The organism is Trinickia diaoshuihuensis (assembly GCF_003390925.1).
GTDB classification, from domain to species: Bacteria; Pseudomonadota; Gammaproteobacteria; order Burkholderiales; family Burkholderiaceae; genus Trinickia; species Trinickia diaoshuihuensis.
The window spans coordinates 113,939-129,443 of the sequence record NZ_QUBS01000048.1 but is presented as its reverse complement, the minus strand read 5'-3'; the positions used below and the strand labels follow the sequence as shown (position 1 = coordinate 129,443).

General features: G+C 60.2%; 13 protein-coding genes. 5 read left to right on the top strand and 8 right to left on the bottom strand.

Features of this window, described 5'->3' with window-relative positions; translation table 11 throughout:
* The first annotated feature begins 72 nt into the window (after nt 1–72).
* The 5 genes from DXT59_RS10940 to DXT59_RS10920 all read left to right on the top strand — a co-directional run bounded on the left by DXT59_RS10940 (nt 73) and on the right by DXT59_RS10920 (nt 5,285).
* The gene (locus tag DXT59_RS10940) at nt 73–582 is read left to right on the top strand and encodes a hypothetical protein (RefSeq protein WP_162878032.1); all 510 of its coding nucleotides are present in this window, start codon (nt 73–75) and stop codon (nt 580–582) included.
* Nucleotides 583–886: 304 nt separating this feature from the next.
* Nucleotides 887–1,594, top strand: coding sequence for a flavin reductase family protein (locus tag DXT59_RS10935; RefSeq protein WP_162878031.1), 708 nt, complete (start codon nt 887–889; stop codon nt 1,592–1,594).
* Nucleotides 1,595–1,632: 38 nt separating this feature from the next.
* The gene (locus tag DXT59_RS10930) at nt 1,633–2,874 is read left to right on the top strand and encodes an aromatic ring-hydroxylating oxygenase subunit alpha (protein WP_162878030.1); all 1,242 of its coding nucleotides are present in this window, start codon (nt 1,633–1,635) and stop codon (nt 2,872–2,874) included.
* A 111-nt stretch (nt 2,875–2,985) separates the two neighbouring features.
* The gene (locus tag DXT59_RS10925) at nt 2,986–4,662 is read left to right on the top strand and encodes an electron transfer flavoprotein-ubiquinone oxidoreductase (protein ID WP_116136916.1); all 1,677 of its coding nucleotides are present in this window, start codon (nt 2,986–2,988) and stop codon (nt 4,660–4,662) included.
* Between the two features lie 68 nt (nt 4,663–4,730).
* Nucleotides 4,731–5,285, top strand: a complete 555-nt coding sequence (locus tag DXT59_RS10920; protein WP_116136915.1) for a TetR/AcrR family transcriptional regulator — start codon at nt 4,731–4,733, stop codon at nt 5,283–5,285.
* A gap of 125 nt (nt 5,286–5,410) precedes the next feature.
* Here the strand turns inward: DXT59_RS10920 and DXT59_RS10915 are convergent, their stop codons facing one another.
* Genes DXT59_RS10915 through DXT59_RS10880 form a run of 8 tightly spaced genes read right to left on the bottom strand, consistent with a single transcriptional unit; the run spans nt 5,411 to nt 15,502 of the window.
* A complete protein-coding gene (locus DXT59_RS10915; RefSeq protein WP_116136914.1) occupies nt 5,411–6,532 on the bottom strand; it encodes an aminomethyl transferase family protein in 1,122 nt (373 codons plus the stop codon).
* A 17-nt stretch (nt 6,533–6,549) separates the two neighbouring features.
* On the bottom strand, nt 6,550–7,506 hold the full coding sequence (locus DXT59_RS10910; protein ID WP_116136913.1) for an electron transfer flavoprotein subunit alpha/FixB family protein: 957 nt from the start codon (nt 7,504–7,506) through the stop codon (nt 6,550–6,552).
* Between the two features lie 16 nt (nt 7,507–7,522).
* Complete coding sequence (locus DXT59_RS10905) at nt 7,523–8,269, bottom strand: electron transfer flavoprotein subunit beta/FixA family protein (protein ID WP_116136912.1); 747 nt, start codon at nt 8,267–8,269, stop codon at nt 7,523–7,525.
* A gap of 35 nt (nt 8,270–8,304) precedes the next feature.
* On the bottom strand, nt 8,305–9,195 hold the full coding sequence (folD, locus tag DXT59_RS10900; protein ID WP_116136911.1) for a bifunctional methylenetetrahydrofolate dehydrogenase/methenyltetrahydrofolate cyclohydrolase FolD: 891 nt from the start codon (nt 9,193–9,195) through the stop codon (nt 8,305–8,307).
* A gap of 36 nt (nt 9,196–9,231) precedes the next feature.
* The gene (gene purU, locus DXT59_RS10895; RefSeq protein WP_116136910.1) at nt 9,232–10,107 is read right to left on the bottom strand and encodes a formyltetrahydrofolate deformylase; all 876 of its coding nucleotides are present in this window, start codon (nt 10,105–10,107) and stop codon (nt 9,232–9,234) included.
* A 46-nt stretch (nt 10,108–10,153) separates the two neighbouring features.
* Nucleotides 10,154–12,196 (bottom strand): oxidoreductase, encoded by a 2,043-nt coding sequence (locus tag DXT59_RS10890; protein ID WP_116136909.1) that lies wholly within the window; start codon nt 12,194–12,196, stop codon nt 10,154–10,156.
* 17 nt (nt 12,197–12,213) lie between these two features.
* Nucleotides 12,214–14,682: an FAD-dependent oxidoreductase gene (locus DXT59_RS10885; RefSeq protein ID WP_116136908.1), complete on the bottom strand. Its 2,469-nt coding sequence runs from the start codon at nt 14,680–14,682 to the stop codon at nt 12,214–12,216.
* 37 nt (nt 14,683–14,719) lie between these two features.
* Nucleotides 14,720–15,502, bottom strand: coding sequence for an SDR family NAD(P)-dependent oxidoreductase (locus DXT59_RS10880; RefSeq protein WP_116136907.1), 783 nt, complete (start codon nt 15,500–15,502; stop codon nt 14,720–14,722).
* Nucleotides 15,503–15,505 lie beyond the last annotated feature (3 nt).

The following is a 15,505-nucleotide window of genomic DNA, read 5'->3' as shown; positions in this document are numbered from 1 at the left end:
CGTCGGAGCGGTGAACTGAAGCCGCAGCATCCACCGAAAGGCTGATGCAGCCAAGAGCGGCCACGCTTACGATTGCAGGCGACAACGTCCATTTGGCCCGCCATGCTGTCATCTCAACAGACATCCGACCTCATTTTTCTATACGACGTAGAGGTCGAAGGAGAGGCGTTCTTCGACACGATGCTTCGCCAGGCCGCCGACGTCAGCGACCAACGGTACAAACTGGCGCTGATGCTGCAGCTCGAGACGGAAACCAGAGCACGCATCAGGTGTTGCCTGACCAAACATGGGATCTTCCGTCAGGGAGACGACGCTGCGTCTTTTAGAGGACGAACGAAAGCATCAGAGCTGGCCGGCACTGCGTGGGCCGACTTCATCCGTGCTTTGCAGCGGGAGGCGGTCGCTTATGCGGAGATTTGCGCCGCCACGGCGAGCCGCGGCCCTGCTAGCGCCATGTCCACGTTGTCGGCAGTCGTGGCGCACGAACACGCGTTCGTCAATTTTTGCGCGCTCGAACTGCTAGACGATCGAACCAGCACCGCGCCGCTGATCGCCTGTTTGCAATTTTCCCCTCGCGACTGAACTCGCAGCACTTGACGCGGACCACGCACTCAGTAAGTATACCGGCTCGCCGGTACACTTACTGAGTGCGAACATGAAAGCGTTGATCAGATCGATTCGGGATATTGGTCCTGGTATGAAGCTCTTCGCCCTGTCTCCTGGCGATAGCAATTCATTCCCCGCTTACGAACCCGGCGCTCACATCGACGTGCTGACGCCCGCAGGTCTCGTTCGTCAGTATTCGCTTTGTGGCGATCCTTGCGACCGCCAAGTGCAGTCCATCCTCGTGAAAAGGCAAGCGACCTCACGCGGCGGGTCCGATTCCATGCATTCGCTCGCTAGCGGGCAAACGCTGGAAATCGGGCCGCCGCGAAATTGCTTCGCGTTGGCAAACGATCCGGGACAGCACTTGCTGTTCTCCGCCGGAGTCGGCATCACCCCGATTGTATCGATGGCCCACGGGCTAACCGCCTTGGGCCGCGATTTCAGTTGGCATCACTTCGCGCACGCCCAGGATTTTGTTCCGTTGCATGGGCCGCTTTCCCTCGACAAGTTCGATGCGGCGCTAAGCGTGGGCCTAAATCTCAGCCGCGATCAAATCGCCACGTCAATCAAGCGAGCCCTTGTCGTCAACGCGGCGTGCCGCTTCATTTATGCGTGCGGCCCATCGGGTTTCATGGCGGACGTCGCCGCACACGTCGCGCAGATCGTTCCCGGCGCGACGCTGCGGACCGAACAATTCTCGCCGGCGCCTGCCGATCCCGCATCGCATTCCTTCTCCGTTCACTTGGCGAAATCCAATATGACGCTTGATGTCGGCCAACGGGAATCGTTGTTGGACGTCCTCCGCCGTAATGGGCTAGCCGTGCCAAGCGGTTGCGAGCAAGGCGTATGCGGTGCGTGCGTTATCGAAGTGCTTGGCGGCATTGTCTTGCACAACGACGATGTTCTCTGCGACGAAGAGCGCAAGCATCAACGTCTCATGTGCGCGTGCGTGTCGAGAGCAGAAGGTCGTTTGACACTGAATCTCTAAACCATCCCAACAACGACTCATCTTCCGACGAGGACATCATGTCGACCCTGGAACGTCCCCTCTCGAACCCGGAATGGCATAACGGCTTTTCTCTTCCCCAGCATCTGTACTGCGATGCCGACGTTTTTGCGAGTGACCTCGACACGCTAGCCAAGAACCAATGGTTGCTGGTGGATCACGAAAGCCGAATTGCGCGGCCCGGAGACTATTTCACGGTAGAGGTAGGTACCGAAAGCATCATCATCATCCGCGACAAAAGCAACGCCATCCATGCTCACTACAACGTATGCCGACACAGAGGATCGCGCATTTGCCTCGAACAGCAAGGAAGTGTTCGCGCCCTGTCTTGCCCATATCACGCTTGGACGTACGAGCTCTCGGGCGAACTCAAATTCGCACGTCATATGGCGCCTGACTTCTCGCCCCAGGCTCATCGGCTCAATTCCTGTCATGTCGGCGTCTTTGCCGGGCTGATTTTCATTAACCTCGCCCCAGGCAATGCCCCCTCCTTCGATACCTTCATCGCCAGGTTCCGGCCGATGCTTGCGCCGTATTGCCTGACCGATTCAAAGGTGGCCGCTCGACAGGTTTTCCCGACCCACGCGAACTGGAAGCTCGTGGTCGAAAACTTCTTCGAGTGCTACCACTGCAAGCCTGCTCACCCGACGTATTGCTCCGTGCATGACGAGATGAAGATGCTTGCATTCGGAGCGGGTCCCGGCTCGTCCGATGGACTCGGCGCGAGCTATCTGGAAACTTTCGCAGCTTGGGAAAGCATGGAAAAAGAGGCGGGACGGCAGCCCGACATGTTTTCGGATGGGCCTGATACGCCCTATTTTCAGTCCGCAGCCCGACTGCCGATCGGTAAAGGTCATGTCACTGAGTCGCTCGACGGCAAACCCGTTGCGCCGCTGATCGTCTCTCACGGCGAATACGACGGCGCTCAGACCGGCTGCGTTTTCAATCCGATCAGCGTATTGCTCGCCAACAGCGACCACGCCATCGGGTTCAGATTCAATCCTCGCGGCCCGCTTTCGACCGACGTCGAGGTCTTCTGGCTAGTGGCTCGCGACGCCGTCGAAGGCGTCGACTACGATCCGCAGCAAATCAAAGCCCTGTGGACCATCACCCTGCTCGAGGACAAGACCATTACCGAAAACAACCAGGCTGGGGTTAGCTCGATCGCTTACCGGCCAGGCCCCTATTCGGCGCAGGAAAACAAGATCGCGGAATTCGGCGCATGGTACCAACGGTTGTTTGCGCAATGCGGTCACGAATAAGACGCTTCGGGGCGCTTCCGCGTGAATCCATCCGAAGGCTGATTGCCTCCAGCCGGGTCGCCCGACAAAATTCGCCCATTTGAACCATTCGTTCCGAAGGCAAGGTGGCCGATGACAACCCGTAACGCGAAGGGCGAACAATTGCAGGCTCGGGATTCGATCTCGTACGATGTCGTTATCGTCGGTGGGGGTCCCGCCGGCCTGTCCGCGGCGATCCGACTCAAGCAGCTCGCGCAGGAGAAAGGCGCGGACGTGGGCGTTTGCGTGCTCGAGAAGGGGTCGGAGATCGGCGCGCACATCCTATCGGGCGCCGTCATGGACCCGCGCGCCATTAGCGAGCTTATCCCCGACTGGAAGGAGAAAGGAGCCCCGTTGAACGTGGCGGTGACGGAAGACCGGTTTTTGTTCCTCACCGAAAATGGCGCCGTCAAAACGCCGAACTGGGCGCTGCCCGATAACTTCAAGAATCACGGCAACTACGTCGTCAGCCTGGCCAACGTCACGCGCTGGCTCGGCCAGCAAGCCGAAGCGCTGGGCGTGGAGATCTTCCCGGGCTTTGCCGCAGCCGAAATCCTCTACAACGAGGACGGCTCGGTCAAGGGCGTGGCCACGGGCAACATGGGCATCGGCAAGGACGGCGAGCCCACGGAGAACTTCCAGCTCGGCATGGAGCTGCATGCGAAGTACACGTTGTTCTGCGAGGGTGCGCGCGGGCATCTCGGCCGTCAGTTGAACGCGAAGTTCAAGCTCGACCAAGGCGCGGACCCGCAGGTCTACGGCATCGGCATCAAGGAACTCTGGGAAATCGACCCCGCCAAGCATCAACCGGGGCTCGTGATCCATACGGCCGGCTGGCCGTTGGATACCCAAACCTACGGCGGATCGTTCCTCTATCACATCGACAACAATCAAGTGATGGTGGGTTTCGTCGTCGGCCTGGGCTATTCGAACCCGTATCTCTCGCCGTTCGAGGAATTCCAGCGCTATAAGTTGCACCCCGAGATTCGCAAGTTCCTCGAAGGCGGCAAGCGCATCTCGTACGGTGCGCGGGCGATCACGGCCGGCGGGTTGATATCTCTGCCCAAGCTCGTGTTCCCGGGCGGCGCGCTCGTGGGCGACGATGCGGGTTTCTTGAACGCTTCGCGCATCAAGGGCAGCCATGCGGCCATCAAGAGCGGCATGTTGGCGGCCGAGGCGGCATTCGACGCCGTGCAGGCGGGCCGCCAAAACGATGAACTGAGCGCATACCCGGAATCGTTCAGGCAATCGTGGCTGCACGGCGAATTGCATCGCGCGCGCAATTTCAAGCAGTGGATGAGCAAGGGGCTGTACCTGGGCACGCTCATGGTCGGCATCGAGCAGAAGCTGCTGGGCGGCAATGTGCCGTGGACGCTGCACCATCAGCATCGCGATCACGAAATGCTCAAGCCAGCCTCCCAATGCACGCCGATCACCTACCCGAAGCCCGACGGCAAGCTGACGTTCGACCGGCTTTCGTCCGTGTTCCTCTCCAATACGAACCACGAAGAGAATCAGCCGGCGCATTTGACGCTGAAAGACCCTTCAGTGCCGGTCAATGTGAATCTGCACACGTACGCAGGCCCCGAAGGACGTTACTGCCCGGCAGCCGTGTATGAGTTCGTCAAAGGCGACGACGGCAGCGATCGTCTGGTCATCAATGCGCAGAACTGCGTGCATTGCAAGACCTGCGATATCAAGGACCCGACGCAGAACATCGTGTGGGTCGCGCCCGAGGGCGGCGGCGGGCCGAATTACCCAAGCATGTGAGAACCGGTGGGCGGATCTGACCGAGGACGGCTCCGATATACTATCGAGGGCAATTTTAGGACCGGGTGATGCGCCCAAATAATCGCGAAAAAATTCTGAGAGCCGCCGAGAAGCTCATCCTTCAACACGGCGTCGGAGCGTTCACGCTTGAAGACGTGGCGTCCTCGGCCGGCATGAGCAAAGGCGGCGTTTTCTACCACTTCAAAACCAAGGACGAGCTAATTCATCATTTGCTCGTTTTTGCGTTCGACAATTTCGAAGCAGCCGTTGAACGCCTCGCAAACGACGATGGGGCACCGGGCGCGTGGCTTCGCTCGTACGTCCATGCAACATTCGATACCGACGCAACGATTCAAACCGAAAGCATGGCGTCCGCCGCCCTCATCCTGGCGTACTTTGGAAAGGATAGCGCCGTGCGCGAAGTCTATGAACTTGCGCACAGCCGATGGTCGCAGCGCGCGAGTCGTGACGGCGTAGAAGCCTCGACGGCAGACGTCGTACGCATGGCGGCCGACGGGCTATGGCTCGCAGAAGCGCTCGGCGTCTCGCGATTCGACAAGGCCCGCAAGCGCGCCTTTGTCGAGCAATTGATTGCCTTGACTCATCAAACGCGCAACGCATAGAAGCTACGCAGCTCTAGTGCCACGGCAAGGTTCCGGCTCGGTGTCGGTCAGTGGCTCATGCATGCGCGAGCCACTGGCCGATTCGTGGCAGCTATACGGGAATGCTCAGACGGAGCGCCCCCCGATCACGCAGTCAACCGCCTTCTTTCGGGATCGTACGGCGCGCGATCGAGCACCGTTCCGGTCACCGCCGACTTGCCGTCCGCGAGCTGGATCTGAACCTGCGTACCTTGGGTAGCCAGTTCACGGGGCAAGTATGCAAAAGCGAATGTCTTGCCCAAATGAAATCCAGGATCTCCTGACGTCACCGTGGACACCACCTCTCCATTGTGAAAGACCGCTTCTCCATGCACGATCGGATGAATGGCGCCTGTATCGATCAGCCTCAGGCAACGGGCAATTCCTTTTGCGTTGACTTCTTCAAGTGCGCGCCGCCCCACGAATTGCCGATCGTCAAATCGCACGGTCCACGCGAGGCCCGCGGACAACGGATCCGTCTCTTCGCTGATGTCCAAGCCGTACAGCAGATACGATTTTTCGATTCGCAGGGAGCGCATCGTTTTCATGCCGCACGGGCGGATATCGAACTGCTTGCCCGCCTCGGCGACCAGATCCCAGACGTATTCCGCAAACTCGACGGGAAAAAACAGCTCATACCCGAGTTCGCCCGAATAGCCCGTGCGAGAGATGACCGCCTTCGGCACTTCTCCCAGATTCCCATGCGTGAATGCGAAATACTTGAGGGCTTCGGACGAGATGTCGGCCTGCGTGAGCGCGCCCAACAGTTCACGCGATCGCGGCCCTTGGACCGACAGGTAGCCATTGGAGTAGCCCAGGTTCGTCACCGTCACGTTCATATCGCCCGCCAACTTACCGAGCGCGGACATGACTGCTTGCACGCGAGACGGTGTGGGAGAGAGCCAGAGGCGATCGCCGCTGAACCTGAAACAGGTGAGATCGTCGACGATACCGCCCGCCTCTGTGCATAGGGAGCTGTAGATCACGCCGCCGTCACGCATGCGGCGCACGTCGTTGACCAGGGCGCGTGTCAACAGTGCTTCTGCCTCCTTGCCCTTGATTTCGACGCCAACCTGATAATAGACATCGAACATCCCCACGCGCTCGCGCACCGCCTGGTGCTCGTCGGCGATCGAAGTGAAGAAATTCGGCGTGGCGAAGCCGCCGCGGTCCTGAAGCTTCGCGCCGGCGGCGACGAGCTTGTGATAGTAAGGAGTATGTTTGATCATTTTTACGCCGTGGAATGTTAATCGAGCGCCGCGAGCAATGAGGGCACCACGTCGAACAAATCGCCTTCGATACCAAAATCGGCAACGCCAAAAATTGGCGCGTCCGGATCTTTGTTGATGGCGACAATGACCTTCGAATCCTTCATGCCGGCTAGATGCTGTATCGCCCCGGAGATTCCGACGGCGACGTAAAGCTCAGGCGCGACGATCCGACCTGTTTGCCCCACTTGGGCGTTGTTAGGCGCAAAGCCCGCGTCTACGGCAGCGCGCGATGCGCCAAGCGCTGCTCCGAGCTTGTCGGCAAGCGGCGTCAGCACCTTGTCGTAGCTTTCGGCGCTTGCCAACCCGCGCCCTCCGGACACGACGATCTGCGCCGTCGTCAGTTCCGGTCTATCCGACAAAGCCATTTCCCTCCCGACGTAGCGCGAGGTGCGCGGGTCCTCGCCCGGCGCAGCGGCTTCGATCGGCGCGTCTGCACCGGGCTGTGCCGCGGGGAACGCCGTCGTGCGCACCGTCATGACTTTGATCGGATCCATCGACTGGATCGTCGCAATCGCATTTCCCGCATAGATCGGGCGCTCGAATGTGTCCGCGCTGATGACTGCCGTCACTTCACTGATTTGTGCCACGTCGAGCATGGCGGCGATACGGGGTGTCACGCTTTTACCGAAAGCCGTCGCCGCCGTTACCACGTGCGAATAGCGTCCTGCCGCGTCGCGTACGATCGCCAGCGCGGCGACCGCGACGCCCTCGGGCAGCCCGTGTTCCAGATGCACCGCTTCGGCGTGAAGCACTTTCTTGACGCCGGCCACGCGGGCCACCTGTTTCGCAACGCCATCTGCATGATGTCCTGCGACGAGCACATCTACCCCGCCGTCTTCGAAGGCCGACAGCACCGAAGCTGCGGATATCGCATTCAGCGTAGCCTGCGACAACGTAGCGTTGTCGTGCTCCGCAATTACCAAAATCGTCACTTGAGGTCTCCTTGGCTCAAATCACTTTCGCATCGCGCAGCCTTTGCACGAGCGTCGCCGCATCAGCGACTTTCTCGCCGGCACTGCGAGTGGGCGGCTCAGCCACTTTGAGCGTCTTCAGCCTAGGCGAAATATCAACGCCCAACGAGTCGGCAGCGATGGTTTCGAGGGGCTTCTTTTTCGCCTTCATGATGTTCGGCAACGTGACGTAGCGAGGCTCGTTCAGGCGCAAGTCGGTCGTCACAACGGCGGGAAGCTGTAGCATCACGGTCTCAGTGCCGCCATCTACCTCGCGGGAAACGGTGACGTCGTTTCCCGCCACCCCCACCTTCGACGCGAAGGTAGCCTGCGGCCAACTGGCCAAAGCGGCGAGCATCTGCCCCGTCTGGTTCGAATCGTCGTCGATGGCCTGCTTTCCGAGAATGACGAGCTGCGGTTGCTCCTTGTCTATTACAGCTTTCAAGAGCTTAGCGACGGCCAGCGGCTGCAGTTCCTTATCCGTCTCGATCAGAATCGCACGATCGGCGCCGATCGCCAGCGCGGTGCGCAGCGTCTCTTGAGATTGCCCGGAACCCGCCGAGACTGCCACGATTTCGGTCGCCACTCCCGCTTCCTTCAATCGCACGGCTTCCTCCACGGCGATTTCATCGAAGGGATTCATCGACATCTTCACATTGCTAATATCGACGGCCGTGCCATCAGCCCGCACGCGGACCTTCACATTTGAATCCACGACGCGCTTGACGCCTACAATGATCTTCATACGCTCATCCTTTCAGTGACCATTGGCTTCACGAGCTAAAAAATTTCCATCGGCGGCGCCCCGACGGACCGGCAAGTGGCAAGGTAGGTGTTCGCGAGCAGACACGCGATCGTCATCGGACCCACGCCGCCGGGCACCGGCGTAATACACCCGGCGACTTCCGACGCCTCACTGAATGCCACATCGCCTACGACCTTGTAGCCCTCGCCGCTTTCTTTGGCGACACGATTGATGCCAACGTCGATGACGCACGCCCCCGGCTTGATCCAATCGCCCTTGACCATTTCCGGGCGGCCGACCGCCGCGACGAGGATGTCCGCGGTACGTGCGACCGAAGCGATCTCAGGGGTGCGCGAATGGGCGATCGTCACCGTGCAGTGATGAGCCAACAGAAGCTGCGCCATTGGCTTTCCGACAATATTCGATCGTCCGATGACCACGGCATTCTTTCCCGCGATATCTCCGACTGCTTGTTTAATCAGAATCAACGATCCCAGCGGCGTGCATGGCACCACCCCGCCCTCTCCAGCTACAACGCGCCCCACGTTCTCAGGATGAAAGCCATCCACGTCCTTGCCCGGCGCGATGGATTCAATGACTGCCTTTTCGTCGATATGGGCCGGCAGGGGCAATTGCACGAGAATGCCATGCACGTTCGGATCCGCATTGAGCTTAGCGATCAATGACAGCAGTTCGGACTCGGTGATCGTCTCCGCTAGCCTGTGCTCGAACGAAGCCATCCCGGCCTCCAAAGTCTGTCGCGCTTTGTTCTTCACGTAGATCTGGCTGGCGGGATCCTCGCCGACGAGGACAACCGCGAGACCGGGCGTCACCGCATGCTCCAGCTTCAGACGGGCAACAGCCGTCGCAATCTCTTCTCTGAGTTTTTGGGAAGCGCCCTTCCCGTCGATCAAAATCGCTGTCATTCAATCACTCCATGCACCGTACGGACGGCTTACGCATTAAGAAAAGACGACCGTCTTGTTTCCGTCGATGAAAACGCGATCCTCGAGATGCATTCTCACCGCACGCGCGAGCACCTGGCACTCGACGTCCCGGCCCATCGCTTGCATCTCGGCTACCGAGTAGCGATGGTCGATGCGGCGAATGTCCTGCTCGATGATCGGACCTTCGTCAAGATCGCCCGTTACGTAGTGCGAAGTCGCCCCAATCAGCTTCACACCTCGCTTATGCGCCTGCGCATAGGGCGAACCCCCTTTGAAGCTGGGCAAGAACGAATGGTGAATGTTGATGCAGTTGCCATGCAGATCTCGCGCGATGTCATCGCTAAGAATTTGCATGTAGCGCGCGAGAACCACGAGTTCTGCTTTTCTCTCGAAGACAAGGGCGCGTAATGCGGCTTCCTGCTTTACCTTCGTTTCGGGCGTGACCGGCAAGTAGTAGAAAGGAAGGCGATAGCGGTCCGCGATGTGCTTGAGCGTCTCGTGATTCGAGACGATTGCGTTGACCTCCATGTTGAGTTCACCGGCTTCCCAACGGTACAAGAGGTCACGCAGACAATGATCGAACTTCGAAACCATCAAGATGGCGTTGCGCCGCCGATCCGCGCGACGCACCGACCATTCCATGTTGAACCGGTCCGCCAGCTTATCGAAGCCAATCAACATATCCTTATCGTCATCGGTGATTTCACCGTTCGCCTGAAAGACGCAACGTAGAAAGAACCGCTCGGTCTCTTCATCGTCGTACTGCGACATCTCGGCGATGTAGTAGCTATGAGCAGCAAGGTAGCCGCTGATTGCGGCAACGATACCCACCGTCGCCGGGCAAGCAACGCGCAGCACGTAGGTGTTCGGAAGTTTGGTGGTAAGAGTCATGTTTGCTTCTCGATTGGCAATCAAGCGAACGAAAGAGTCGCGAGAGTTATTGAAGAACGGTGCGCTCACGCAAAAAGGATTCGGCACGTTGGGGTTCGCCCAGCGCTCGCCCGAGGGCTGCGCCCGCGTACACCGCGGCTGCCACCGTGCCGGGAGCAAGCGCGTCGCCTATCAAGGTGACCGATTCGATTCCGACGTCGCGCCAATCCTGTTTGCGCAGCTCTAACGCATCTGCCAACTGTCGGTTTGGCTCACGTAGGGTTACGGGAACGAATGTTCCGCACGGCAGCGACGCTAAGCGGCGCCCGCTGGCGGTGATGACCGTTCCATCTCGTACTTCCTTGACCTTGCTCTTCGTGATGCAGGTGATGCCCGCTTCATCGAGACGCTCTTCCAGCCGCCGGAGCTCCAGCGTGTAATACGACCATTGGGAGACGTCGGCTAGTGGGGTAACGAGCGTGACCTCGCATCCCCTGGCCCTCAGCCATTCGGCGACACCATGACCCACGTAGTAGTGGTCATCGTCATAGACGACAATCGGCCCGCTAAGCGGCGCGCCGGCCAGCACAGTCTCGGGTGAATAGACGTTCACGCCGTCGCAAACCGCGATCCCGTTCGGCGTAGCCGGCCCCACGCCATCCACCCGCCAGGCCGCGCCGGTGGCGAGCACGACGCGCCTAGCGCCGAATTGCAGGATGTCCTCGACATCAACCTGCGATCCGCGATAGATCTGGACGTTGCTCATCCGCTCCAGCTGATAGATGCGGTAGTCGCGCACACGCGCCAGCGTCTGCGACCCGGGCAGCTTGGATTCCCACGCGATTCGCCCGCCCAAGAAGGCCTCTCGCTCGACCAAAGACACTTCCACGCCTCGACGCGCGAGCGTCAGTGCGGCCTCCAGCCCAGCCGGCCCCGAGCCGACCACCAATGCACTCTCGCGATTCGAAAGCGGCTTAAGCTTCTCCGGATGCCAAGCCTTACGCCACTCTTCGCCGATCGTGGCATTTTGCGTACACCGAATGGGCACGCCATACATCTCCGTCGACGCGCACACGTTACAGCCGATACATTCGCGAATCTCGTCGATCCTGCCGGTCCGGATCTTTTCCGGAATGAAAGGGTCGGCAATCGAAGGTCGGGCGGCCCCGATGAAATCGACGAGACCGCGTTTGATCCGCGACACCATCGCATCGGGCGAGGTGAAACGCCCCACCCCGACCACCGGCTTACGCGTGAGTTTCTTGACGAACCCGATATAGTCGTCCTGGAACCCCTCTTCCGCGAACCGAGCGGTGGACGAATCGAACGACCACGGGCTCACATTGACGTCCCACAGATCGGGCATATCGCCCAGCGCTTCGATCACGGCCCGACCTTCTTGCTCGAGCGTGATACCGCCGGAAAAATCGTGGACGGCGAATCTCACGGCGACCGCGCATCGGCCGGAGGCTTCCTCGATCGTGTCCTCGATCAATTCCTTCAGCAGCCGCATGCGGTTCTCGAGCGAACCGCCGTACTCGTCGGTGCGTTTGTTGTATCGGCTCGACAAGAAGTGCAAGGGCAAAGCTCTATCGTGCGCCGCGTAGACGTAGACGATGTCATAGCCGGCATCGATTGCACGGCGCACCGCGCGCCGGTGTGCCGCGCGGAAGGCCTGGATATCGGCGATCGTCATCGGCATCGACTGCGTCGGCACATACGCCGACGTGCATTTCAAACTGGCAGGACCGAGCGCCGGCACGCGGCTGTACAGATTCCGAGCCCCGAGTCCAAGATGCGCCAACTCGACCGCGGCGAGCGCACCGTACTTGTGAATTTCGTCGGTGGTTAGCCGATGGCAGGCCACGTCGTGATCGTCCCAAAGGCGATCGTTCTGATGCCCCATCATGTCCGAGGTCTCGTCGATCTCGCACACCCCTGTGCAAACCACCGCCCACCCTCCCTCGGCCTTCATTGCGCGAAGGGCTGCGGTTGCATGCGGCTGAGCAAACCCCATCCCGGCACTGTGCGCGACGGCGAAGAATCTGTTCTTTGCGGTAACCGGTCCAATCTTGACCGGTTCGAACAGCACGTCATATCGATCGTCCATCTGATTTCCTCGTTCTGTCATCCGCGCATACGGTCGCTCTTCGCGTCGTAAAAGCCCGCGAATTGAAGTTCAACTGCATGGCGAGCACCCGCGACTTCGACCTCGAATCCACCCTCGCTCAACCATTGGGCCGTCACACCACCGGCTCGCTTGACGGATGCCATGCCGAACGAGCCCCCGAGACGGAAACCCCACGCCCCCGACGTCACGTATCCGATGAGTTGCTCGCCCTTCCACAACGGTTCGTTGCGATATAGATAGGGGCCATCGTCAAGATTCGCTTCGCGCACCTTCACATTCACCAGGCGCGCCTCGATCGGGCCGCCGGCCTGCTGACGCTCCAATGCGTCGCGCCCTATGAACTTCGCATCCTTATCGAACGAAACGGCGAACTTCAGGCCCGCTTCCAGCGGTGTATCGTCTTCGCCAATGTCGTGTCCGAAGTGCACAAAGCCTTTCTCGAGCCGGCAGTGGTTCATCGCGAGGAATCCGCCCAAGCGCATTCCAAGCGGACCGCCTACGCGCATCAGCTCATCGAAAACGTGCCGGGCGACATCGGTCGTCGGATAGATCTCATAGCCCAGCTCTCCAACGAAGCTTCGGCGCAACACCCAGCAGCGCGCCAGCCCGACATCGATCAACCTGGCTTGCCCAAAGGGGAACGCGGCGTTCGAAACATCGGCGTCGGTCAGTTGTTGGAGAATCTCGCGAGAGCGAGGCCCACTCACCGAAAACATGGCGTGCGCTGTCGTGACATCGTGGATCTGAACGTTCCAGGCGGGGTCGACATGCGCTTCGAACCAGCAGCGGTCGCGAACCTGGCTCGGATGACCCGTGACGATCATGAACTCGTTGTCCGCCAAACGCGTGATCGTGACGTCGGCTTCGATACCGCCTCGCTCGTTCAGCCAGTGCGTGTAGACCGAGTGACCCACCGGCACGTCGATACGATTGGCCGATACATGCTCGAGCGCTTTCAGTGCATCGCGTCCTTTGACCAACAGCTTGCCGTAGCAGCTTTGATCGATCAGCAACGCTGCATCCCTGGCGGCCAAGCATTCGCGCTCGACCATCGGGAACCACGCCTGCCGCTTAAGGCTTGGCTCATGCGGCAATTGCGCGCCCGCGTCGGCGAAGTAGAGCGGAAACTCCCAGCCGATGCGCTCCCCCATCACGGCTCCTGCGGCAATCAGCCGGTCGTGCATCGGAAACTGCCGCACACCGCGTGCTGTCGCCACCTGGTGCCCCGGCCAGTGGAGCGTCATGTGCATACCGATCGATTCCGCGACACGTTCGCGCACGTAGCGAGTGTTGGCCTGGAACGGCAATGCACGTTGTGCGTGCAGTGTCCCCATGCTCACGGGCGGCAGGCCGTCGATCAACCAATCCGCCATCACCTTTCCGGCGCCGCCCGACGACAAAATGCCGTTCGAATTGAACCCGGCCGCCACATAGAGGCCAGCGATATCGGCCGTCGGCCCCATGTAAGCGCGGCCGTCGGGTGTGAAGCTTTCGGGTCCGCAGAAGAACAATTGAATGCCCGTGTTTTGAAGCACCGGCACGCGGTCGAATGCCGCCAACAACTGGGGCTCCATGTGATCCATGTCCGGCGGCAGCTCGGTGAACGAGAAGCCCGACGGAATCTGGGCGCCCGGCTTCGGCCATGCATTGCCCTTCGCCTCGAAAAAGCCCACGAGAAGTTTTCCGGCGTCTTCTTTGTAGTAGGTCCGCTCGTCGGCGACCGTAAGAACCGGCGTGGTGCGCGCGAGCCCCGGCAGTGCCTCCGTCACGATGTAGTAGTGCTCCGCTGCGTGCAGGGGAACGGAAATCCCGAGCTTCTTTGCGAACGCATGCGTCCACATGCCGCCGGCCAACAGCACCCGATCGCAAGCGATATCGCCATGAGCCGTTCTGACCGCCTTGACTTTGCCGTCCTTCACGACGACGTCGAGAACAGGCGTGTTCTCGTAGGCTTTTGCACCTTTCAGCTTTGCGCCCTTGATAAGCGCAGTGGTCACGTCGAGAGGATTGACTTGACCGTTCGATGGCACGAACTGCCCGCCGAGCACATCGTCGACTCTCAGCAACGGCCATCGCTCTTGGATTTCCGCCGGCGTCAGGTAATGGCAGGGAACATCCATCCGCTTCGCCGATGAAACGTTGCGGCGAATCAGTTCCAGACGCTCGGGCGTCAGCGCGACCGTCATCGATCCATTTTCCTTGTAACCCGTGGCTTGGCCAGTCTCTTGCTCGAGCGACTGGAACAATCGCGTCGTATATTGGGCAAGTTCCGTTTGCGCTTTGGAATCGCGCAATTGGCCTACGATGCCGGCGGCGTGCCAGGTAGTACCGCTAGCGAACCGATCGCGCTCCAACAGAACGGCGTCGGCTATGCCCTTGTGAGCCAAATGGTAAAGCGTGGATGCGCCGATGATGCCGCCGCCGATTACGACGACGCGGGCACGCTCAGGCAGAGATTGAGTCATGGTGTCGACACCTTCTGTATGGTGATAATCCGAGAACCTAGTGCGAGCGAGAGGTAGCGGCCGTACGCGCCCCACCGTCGGCCACCAGAACGGCGCCGGTAACGAAGGAGGCGTCGTCGGAGGCGAGGAAGGCCGCGCACTTGGCTATTTCAGCCGGCTCGGCCACGCGCCCCAGCGCGATGCGCTGCGCCACATGTGAGAACTCTTGTTCGACACTCGTTCCGTTCGCCTGCGCAAGGTCGGCCATTTCGGCCTCGCTCATGCGCGTGCGCACCCAGCCAGGACAAACGCAGTTGGCGCGAACCCCATCCGCGCCATAACGGTTCGCAAGCGCCCTTGTTAGCGCGACCAGTCCGGACTTGCTCGCCGCGTACGAAGCCATGCCTGCCGACGCGTTGAAAGCGGCTACCGACGAAACGTTGACGATCGACCCTCGTGCGCGGCGACGCATGTGGGGCAGCACAGCGCGACACACACGCATGGCGCCGGTGAGGTTGACTTCGATAATCGTGTTCCAGGTGTCGTCACGGATGTCGGCAACGTCATCCGCGATCATCACGCCCGCGGCATTGACCAGAATGTCGATTTGGCCGGAGCGCGCGATCGCCCCCTCGATGGCGCGGCTGACGTCTTCCTCCCTGCGAACGTCAACGCGAACTTCGGCGAAATTCGCTCGCCCGCTCGGCGAAGCTTTCGGATCGAACCCGATGTCCGCAGCAACAACGTTGGCGCCTTCCGTCGACAACTGCAGCGCAATCTCGCGCCCGATGCCTGAGCCCGCACCGGTGACGAATGCTGTTCTGCCATGAAAACGCGACATGAT